Annotated in this window: 7 protein-coding genes; 6 read left to right on the top strand and 1 reads right to left on the bottom strand. The window is 74.1% G+C overall.

The genetic code is table 11. From position 1 onward, the window contains the following. Positions 1-199, top strand: a 199-nt coding sequence (locus WMI84_RS15050) for a hypothetical protein (protein ID WP_347354560.1), incomplete at its 5' end; no start/stop codon positions are given. 131 nt (positions 200-330) lie between these two features. On the opposite strand, the gene WMI84_RS15045 is transcribed toward WMI84_RS15050, so the two are convergent. Continuing rightward, on the bottom strand, positions 331-1,395 hold the full coding sequence (locus WMI84_RS15045) for a M4 family metallopeptidase (protein ID WP_347354558.1): 1,065 nt from the start codon (positions 1,393-1,395) through the stop codon (positions 331-333). A gap of 273 nt (positions 1,396-1,668) precedes the next feature. Here WMI84_RS15045 and ureA point away from each other — a divergent pair, with 273 nt between their 5' ends. The 5 genes from ureA to WMI84_RS15020 form a co-directional block, all read left to right on the top strand. Then, positions 1,669-2,460 carry an urease subunit gamma gene (gene ureA / locus WMI84_RS15040; protein WP_347354556.1) on the top strand — a complete coding sequence of 264 codons (792 nt, stop codon included), beginning with the start codon at positions 1,669-1,671 and terminating at the stop codon, positions 2,458-2,460. Next, the gene (locus tag WMI84_RS15035; RefSeq protein ID WP_347354554.1) at positions 2,457-4,121 is read left to right on the top strand and encodes an urease subunit alpha; all 1,665 of its coding nucleotides are present in this window, start codon (positions 2,457-2,459) and stop codon (positions 4,119-4,121) included. The genes ureA and WMI84_RS15035 overlap by 4 nt, the downstream gene beginning before the upstream one ends. A gap of 121 nt (positions 4,122-4,242) precedes the next feature. Continuing rightward, positions 4,243-5,787, top strand: a complete 1,545-nt coding sequence (locus WMI84_RS15030; protein ID WP_347354552.1) for a cobyric acid synthase — start codon at positions 4,243-4,245, stop codon at positions 5,785-5,787. 192 nt (positions 5,788-5,979) lie between these two features. Continuing rightward, on the top strand, positions 5,980-7,329 hold the full coding sequence (locus WMI84_RS15025; RefSeq protein ID WP_347354550.1) for an MFS transporter: 1,350 nt from the start codon (positions 5,980-5,982) through the stop codon (positions 7,327-7,329). Positions 7,330-7,376: 47 nt separating this feature from the next. After that, a partial coding sequence (locus tag WMI84_RS15020; protein ID WP_347354562.1) for an alpha-hydroxy acid oxidase occupies positions 7,377-8,557 on the top strand: 1,181 nt, incomplete at its 3' end.

Genomic DNA, 8,557 nt, shown 5'->3' with positions numbered 1-8,557 from the left:
CGCCTCACCCCCAAGCAGCAGACGTGGGCGTTGCCGCCAAGGAAGGAGACGTGAGAGCCGGGACGACGCCCCCGCCATCGTCTCTGCCCGGGCGATCTTGGCGATCTTGGCCAGCACCGGATCCTCGCTCGTCGTCGGCGTCGCACTTGTCGTCGTGGCACTCCGGGTGGGCGTCGAGGACGTGACCACACTCGTCTAGCCTGTCGTCTGCGGCGGCTCTGGATCCCCGCTCGAGCACGCGCTCAGCGTCAGCACCGCCGCCAGCACGGCGGCATACGACACCGGCCAGCGAGCGGCGCCCATCAGCCCCTGTCTCCGAAGCGACCGCCGTCAGCGGACGCGCACCTTCACGGCCTCCCAGCCGGCCTTCACCGCGGCCGCCTCGGTACTCGACGAGCCGTAGCGGGCCTTGGCGTTGCGCAGCGTCAGGCCGGCGAACCGCGCGAAGGTCGAGCCGGGCCGAAGCCGCGAGTCGGCCAGCGTGTCGTACCAGATCTGCCCGGGCGCCTCCCACGCGTTCCCGCCGATCGTCGTGGCGATCACGTAGAAGGCGTGGTTGGGGATGCCCGAGTTGGTGTGCACCCCACCGTTGTCCGCGGTGGTACGCACGTAGTCGTCCATCGTGGCCGGCTGCTTGTCGTACGAGTTGGCCGTCCCCGGCGCCTTCATCGAGCGCAGCGCCGGCGCCAGCTGCGGCCCGACGATGTCGGCGCCGATGAGCCAGTCGGCCTGATCGGCGGTCTGCCCCAGGTGGTACTGCTTGACCAGCGAGCCGAACACGTCCGAGACCGACTCGTTCAGCGCCCCGGACTGACGGCTGTAGGTGAGGTTGGCCTCGTGCTGGGTCACCCCGTGGGTCAGCTCGTGCCCGACGACGTCGATCCCCTTGGTGGTGTCGGTCAGCATCTGGCCGTCGCCGTCGCCGAAGAACATGTGGCCCTCGCCGTCCCAGAAGGCGTTGTCGTAGCTCGTCCCGAAGTGGACCAGCCCCTCGATCGCCAAGCCCTGACCGTCGATCGAGTCGCGGTGGAACTCCTCCCAGAACAGCTGGTAGGTGTAACCGAAGTTGTCGTACGCCTGGTTGACCGACACGTCCGACGCCGGGCCGGCGCCCTCGGCCCGCACCAGCGTCCCCGGCTCCATCGCCGTCGAGTGCTTCTGGTCGTAGATCCGGCGGATCGGGTTGCCGGCGCCGGCGCGCGGCGCGAGCGCCTCACGCGGCGCTATCGTGCGTGCGGCGACCTCGGCCCGGCCCGTGCGGAAGGTCGTGTCGAGCTGGAAGGTGCTCAACAGCGCGTCCCGCGTGTCCGGGTCGGCGTTGCGGGCGAGCACCACGAGCAGGTCCGGCGGCAGGATGCAGCCGAGCGGGTGACGGGACGGCGACTGACGGGGCATGGCGGCTCTCCCTTGCAGAGGCAGACATCCGAGGAGCACCCGGCTCCACAACAGACAAGGGTATGCCGCTCAGCGCCCCCGCGTGCGGCGAACCGTCAGATGCGCGCCGCCTTTTCCGGCGCGGTGCGACCGAGCACAGCAGGGCACGACCGGCGCCGTCTTCTCCCTTCGCGACCCGGCCGGGCGCCGGCGCGCGACGGGCCGATTGCCGCAACGGGCACCCGCGTGGTTCGCTACGACGACCCGCATCGTGTGCCGACCCGGGAGGAGCGCATGCACCTGACCCCGCAGGAACGCGACCGGCTCGTGCTGTTCACCGCCGCCGAGCTCGCCCGGTCCCGCCGTGCCCGCGGGCTGCGGCTGAACGTCCCCGAGGCCGTCGCGCTCGTGGCCGACACGGTGTGCGAGGCGGCCCGCGACGGGGCCCGCCTCGCGGACGCGGTCGCGGCCGGCGGCGCGGTGCTGGGCGAGGCCGACGTCCTGCCCGGCGTCGCCGACGTGGTGCGCCAGGTCGAGGTGGAGGCCGGCTTCGCGGACGGAACCCGGCTGGCCATCGTGCCCGAGCCGTTCGGCCCGCCTTCGGAGTCGGCGCTGGCGCCCGGCCACGTCGAGGAGGCACCGGCCCCGCCTCGGCCACCGGCCGAGGTCGTGCAGGTGGTCGTCGTGAACGAGTCGCCGGTCCCGATCAGCGTCAGCTCGCACTTCCACTTCTTCGAGGTCAACCCGCGGCTGCGCTTCGACCGCGCCGCCGCGTGGGGGCGCCACCTGGCCGTACCGGCCGGCACGGTGCAGCGCTTCGACCCCGGCGTGCCGGTCACGGTCCCGCTGGTGCCGTTCGGCGGGGAGCGGGTCATGGTCGGGTTCGCGGGCCTGGTCGACGGCCCGCTCGACGCCCCCGGGGCCAGGCAGGCGGGGCTGGCCCGGGCCCGGGCCTGCGGCTACCTGGGCGCCGACGCGGCGGACGACCACGGCGAGCCGGAGACGCCGGGCCGGGCGGGCGCGGCGGGTCACCCGAACGAGACGGTTGAGCCGACCCCACCCCGCTCGCCAGGTGAGCCGCGATGACGCACCGCAGCCATGCGGCATACGGGCCGACCACCGGTGACCGGGTCGCCCTGGGCGACACCGGCCTGGTCGTGCAGGTCGAGCACGACTCGCAGCAGCCCGGCGACGAGCTGCTGACCGGGTTCGCGCGCACCGCCCGCGACGGGATGCACCTGCAGGCGGCCTCGGTGCGCGAGACCTGCGACGTCGTGGTCACCAACGCGCTGGTGCTCGACCCCGTGCTCGGGGTGCGCAAGACCTCGATCGGGATCCGGGCCGGGCGGATCAGCGCGATCGGGCGGGCCGGCAACCCGCACACCCTCGACGGGGTGGAGGTGGTCGTCGGGACCGGCACCACCATCGTCAGCGGCGAGGGGCTGATCGCCACGCCCGGGGCGATCGACACGCACGTGCACCTGCTCAGCCCGCGGGTCATGGAGGCCTCGCTGGCCTCGGGCGTCACCACCATCATCGGCCAGGAGTTCGGGCCGGTCTGGGGAGTCGGGGTCAACTCCCCGTGGGCGCTGCACACCGCGTTCGGCGCGTTCGACGCGTGGCCGGTCAACATCGGCTTCCTCGCCCGTGGGTCCTCCTCGCACCCGGCGCCGCTGGTCGAGGCGCTCGTCGAGGGCGGCGCGTGCGGCTTCAAGGTGCACGAGGACATCGGCGCGCACGCCCGGGCGCTGGACACCGCGCTGCGGGTTGCCGAGGAGCACGACGTGCAGGTGGCGGTGCACACCGACGGGCTCAACGAGAGCCTCTGCGTGGCCGACACCCTCGCCGTGCTCGACGGGCGGACCGTGCACGCGTTCCACGTCGAGGGCTGCGGCGGCGGCCACACCCCGGACGTGCTCAGCCTGGCCGGCGTGCCCAACGTCATCGGCTCCTCGACCAACCCGACCCTGCCCTTCGGCCGCGACGCGGTCGAGGAGCACTTCGGCATGATCATGGACGTGCACGGCCTGTCCCCCGACGTGCCGTCCGACATCGCCATCACCCGGGACCGGATCCGGGCCCGCACGATGGGCGCGGAGAACGTGCTGCACGACCTGGGCGTCATCCCGATCACCTCCTCCGACGCACAGGGCATGGGCCGGGCCGGCGAGACGGTGCGGCGCACCTTCGCGCTGGCCGGGCTGATGAAGCGGGCCCGGGGAGCGGAGACGCCGCACGACAACGAGCGGGTGCTGCGCTACCTGGCCAAGCTGACGATCAACCCGGCCGTGGCGCACGGGCTCTCGCACGAGGTCGGCAGCCTGCAGGTGGGCAGGCTCGCCGATCTGGTGCTGTGGCAGCCGGCCTGGTTCGGGGCCGCCCCGCAGCTCGTGCTCAAGGCCGGCTTCCCCGCCTGGGGCGTCACCGGCGACCCCAACGCGGCCATCGACCGGGCGCAGCCGCTGGTGCTCGGCCCGCAGTTCGGCGGGCACGGCCTGGCCCCCGCCGAGCTCGCGGTCGCCTTCGTGGCCGGCTCGACCCGCGACGCGGGCGCCGACGCCCTCCCGACGCGCCGGCGCCGCGTGGCCGTCCGCGGCACCCGCGGGCTGACCCTCGCGGCGATGAACCGCACCAGGCCGGCCGCCCACGTGGAGGTCGCCCCCGACGGCACCACGCGGCTGGAGGGCGAGCGGGTATGGTGCGAGCCGGCCTCGAGCGTGCCGCTCTCCCGGCTCTACTTCCTCTGACCAGGATCCGCGAGCGGCCGTCCGGGTGGTCGAGTCCGCGGGCGCCCCTCCGGGTCACGCCCCGGCCGGTGACCACGGTGGCGCGTGGCCCCCTCCGGCGCGGGCCGGGCAGGATGGCGCGGTGGCCGCATCCGGGATCCTCGTGGCCGGCACGTCCTCGGACGCCGGCAAGTCCGTGATCGTCGCCGGGCTCTGCCGGGCGTTGGCCCGCCGCGGGCTGCGGGTGGCCCCGTTCAAGGCGCAGAACATGTCGAACAACTCGATGGTGTGCGCCGACGGCGGCGAGATCGGGCGGGCGCAGTACCTGCAGGCGCAGGCAGCCGGGGTGACCGCCACGACGGCGATGAACCCGGTCCTGCTCAAGCCCGGCAGCGACCGCCGGTCATTCGTGGTCGTGCGGGGCCGTCCGGACGGGGTGCTCGAGGCGGGCGAGTATGCCGCCGGGCGGGCCCACCTGGCGCAAGCCGCCTTCGCGGCATACACCGAGCTGGCCGAGGCCTACGACCTGGTGGTGTGCGAGGGCGCCGGATCGCCGGCCGAGATCAACCTGCGGCAGGGCGACTACGTGAACCTGGGGTTGGCGCGACGCTTCGGCCTGCCGGTCGTCGTGGTCGGGGACATCGACCGGGGCGGCGTGCTGGCCGCGCTGTACGGCACCTGGGCGCTGCTGGACCGGGAGGACCGCGCGCTGCTGAAAGGCTTCGTCGTCAACAAGTTCCGCGGCGACCCCGACCTGCTGCGCCCCGGCCTGGACGAGATCAGCGCACGCACCGGGATGCCCTGCCACGGCGTGGTCCCGTGGCTGCTCGACGTGTGGCTCGACAGCGAGGACACGCTCGGCGTGGGCCCGTGGCGCGCCGGGGCCGCGGCCGCGCGCACCCGCGCCGACCGGCTCACCGTGGCGGTGGTCCGGTCGCCCCGGATCTCCAACGCCACGGACGTGGACGCGATCGCCGCCGAACCCGGGGTCGACGTGCTGGTCACCGTCGACCCGGCGGCGCTCGAGCTCGCCGACCTGGTCGTCCTGCCGGGGTCCCGGGCGACCGTCACCGACCTCGCCTGGCTCCGGGCGCGCGGGCTGGCCGAGGTGGTGCTCGCCCGCGCCGAGCAGGGGCGCCCGGTGCTGGGGATCTGCGGGGGCTACCAGATGCTCGCGACGCAGATCGCCGACGACCTCGAGACGGGGGCGGGCCTCGTGCCGGGGCTCGGGCTGCTGCCGGTCCGGGTCGAGTTCGCCGCGGCCAAGACCCTCGGCCGACCGCAGGGGTCCTGGCAGGGTCACCGCGTGCAGGCCTACGAGATCCACCACGGACGGGCCCGGCTCGTCGGCGCGGCCGGCTGCGCAACCGGCCATCCCGGCGTGGCCTCAACCTCCGTCGACGGGGCATCCCCCGGCCCGGTCCCCTTCCTCGACGGCTGGCAGGTCGGCCAGGTCTGGGGCACCATGTGGCACGGCGCCTTCGAGAACGACGGGTTCCGCCGCGCCTGGCTGGCCGGGATCGCCCGGGCGGCCGGCTCGGGCTGGCGGCCGGACCCGCAGGCCGCCGGGTTCGCCGCGCGGCGCGAGCACATGCTCGACGTGCTCGCCGACGCTCTGGAGGAGCACGTCGACATCGACGCGCTGCTGGCCCTGACCCGGGTCAGCCACGCGGAGCGCACCTCGTGATCCGGCACGTCCGCATCACCGGCATCGGCATCGGCACGGGCCCGCCCGGAGCCGCTTCCCGCAGTGGCCTGCGCCACGCGCAGAGTGACCGCGCGCGACCTGCGGGCTGGGCGGCATACGCTCTGGCGCCTGTCGGACCCAAGCGGTAGACATGTTCGGAATGTCCTCCCCACGCCACCCGAGGAGACCGTCTTGAGCACGACAGCCGGTTCCGACCCGCCGCCGACCACGCAGGCCGAGGCCGGCTCGACCGGACTGGGCCGCGCGGTCGTGGCCGCCGTCGTGGGCACCGTCATCGAGTGGTACGACTACGCCCTGTACGGTGCCGCCGCGGGAGTCGTGATCGGGCCGCTGTTCTTCCCCGACGTGGTCTCCTCGGCCGCTGCGCTGGCCGCGTTCGCGACCTTCGCCGTCGGGTTCGTCGTGCGGCCCCTCGGCGGGGTGGTCATCGGCCACATCGGCGACCGGTTCGGCCGCAAGCCGGCGATGATCCTCTCGATCGTGCTCATGGGCGGTGCGACCGTCGCGATAGGGCTGCTGCCGACGGCGTCGACCATCGGCGTGTGGGCGGCGATCCTGCTCGTGCTGTTCCGCTGCGTGCAGGGCTTCGGCGCGGGCGCCGAGCTGGCCGGGGCGATGACCCTCGTCGCGGAGTACGCGCCACCCGCGCGCCGCGGCTTCTTCACTTCGCTGGTGCTCTCCGCGCCGCCGGCCGGCATCGTGCTGGCCACCGGAGCCTTCTTCGCCGCGGCGAGCCTGCCCGAGGGCGCGCTGCTGTCGTGGGCCTGGCGCCTGCCCTTCCTGGTCTCGGCCGCCCTCTTCCTGGTGGCCCTCTACATCCGCAACCGGCTGAACGAGACCCCCGAGTACCGCCGCGCGGCGGAGCGGGCCGCCGAGCGGGCCGAGCGCGAGAAGCTGCCCCTGGTCGAGCTGTTCCGCACCAGCAGCCGCCACGTGCTGCTCGGCTTCCTGTCCATCACGGGGCACAACGCGCTGAACTACATCATGGCCGCGTTCGCGATCGCCTTCATGACGAGCGACTCCGTCGGCATGTCGCGGCCGGCCGCGCTGCTCGCCGTCACCATCGGCTCGATCTTCGGCGTCGTGACCACTCCGCTCGGCGGCATGGCCTCGGACCGCTTCGGTGCCGGTCGGGTGCTGGCCGCGGGCAGCCTCGCCGGCGCCGTCTTCGCCTACCCGCTGTTCATGGCACTACGCAGCGGCAGCGTCGTGAACGCCACGATCGCCATCGCGATCGGGTATGCCGCCGTCATCGCGTGCACCTCCGGCTCCCAGGGCGCGTTCCTGGTCGAGCTGTTCCCGACCAAGGCCAGGTTCAGCGGCATCGCGGTCGCCCGCGAGCTCAACGGGGCGCTCGTCGCCGGCCTCACGCCGCTGATCGCCCTGGCGCTGATCCAGGCCGCCGGAGGGCAGATCTACCTCGCCGCCGGGTACCTGGCGGTCTGCTGTCTGCTGTCGGCCGGGGCCGTGCTGACCGCGCAACGCTGGGGCGCGGCGCCCGCCGCGGAGGTGGCCCAGTGACCGGGACGGTTGCCACGAGTGGCACGACGAGGGAGGAGGCGCCGAACATGCGCCGAGGGATGCCGCAGTGGTCCGAGCTGCGACCGCTGGTCAAGGTCGAGCTGCCGAGCCTGGACCGGCGCGCGCGCCGGCTGGCCCGTGCCGCCGACGTGTGGGACCTGCGCCGGCTGGCCCGCCGGCGCACCCCCACCGCCGCCTTCGACTACGTCGACGGAGCGGCGGGCCAGGAGCTGACGATGCGCCGCAACCGGGAGGCGTTCGACCGGGTGGAGCTGCTGCCGACCGCGCTGCCGGGGCTGACCAGCGTCGACCTGTCCACGAGCATCGCCGGCGGCCCCGCAGCGGCCCCGCTGGGGATCGCCCCCACCGGGTTCACCCGGATGATGCGTGCCGAGGGCGAGATCGCCGGCGTGCGAGCCGCCGAGGCGGCCGGCCTGCCGTTCACGCTGTCCACGATGGGCACCCGCTCGCTCGAGGAGGTCGCCGCGGCCGCGCCCAATGCCCGCCGGTGGTTCCAGCTCTACCTGTGGAAGGACCGGGACGCGTCCCGGCGCCTCGTCGAGCGGGCCGCCGCCGGCGGCTACGACACGCTGCTGGTGACCGTCGACACCGCGGTGGCCGGGCAGCGGCTGCGTGACGTGCGCAACGGGATGACGGTCCCGCCGCGGCTGACCGCGCGAGCCGTCGTCGACGCGTCGGTCCACCCGGCGTGGTGGTTCGACTTCCTGACCACCGACCCGCTCACCTTCGCCTCGCTGAGCGGCACCTCGCACGCCCTGGCCGAGCTGGTCAACTCGATGTTCGACCCCACCCTGTCGATGGACGACCTGCGCTGGCTGCGCACGGTGTGGCCGGGCCGGCTCTTCGTCAAGGGCGTGCTACGGCCCGACGCCGCCCGCGAGTGCCTCGATGCCGGCGCCGACGGGCTCGTCGTGTCCAACCACGGCGGTCGTCAGCTCGAGCGCGCACCGGCCAGCCTGCACGCCCTGCCGGCCATCCGGGAGGCGGTCGGACCCGACGTGGAGATCATGCTCGACTCGGGGATCATGTCCGGCACCGACGTGGCCATCGCGCTGTGCGCCGGGGCGGACTTCGTCCTGATCGGCCGGGCCTACCTCTACGGGCTGATGGCGGGCGGGCAGCCCGGCGTGGCTCGGGTGCTGCAGCTGATCACCGAGGAGCTACGGGTGGCGATGACCCTGCTCGGGGTGTCGTCGGTGCGCGAGCT

This window comes from Intrasporangium sp. (assembly GCF_039812505.1).
GTDB lineage: Bacteria > Actinomycetota > Actinomycetes > Actinomycetales > Dermatophilaceae > Intrasporangium_A.
Note: the sequence above shows the minus strand (reverse complement) of the source record. Positions and strands in the feature narration are given on the sequence as shown.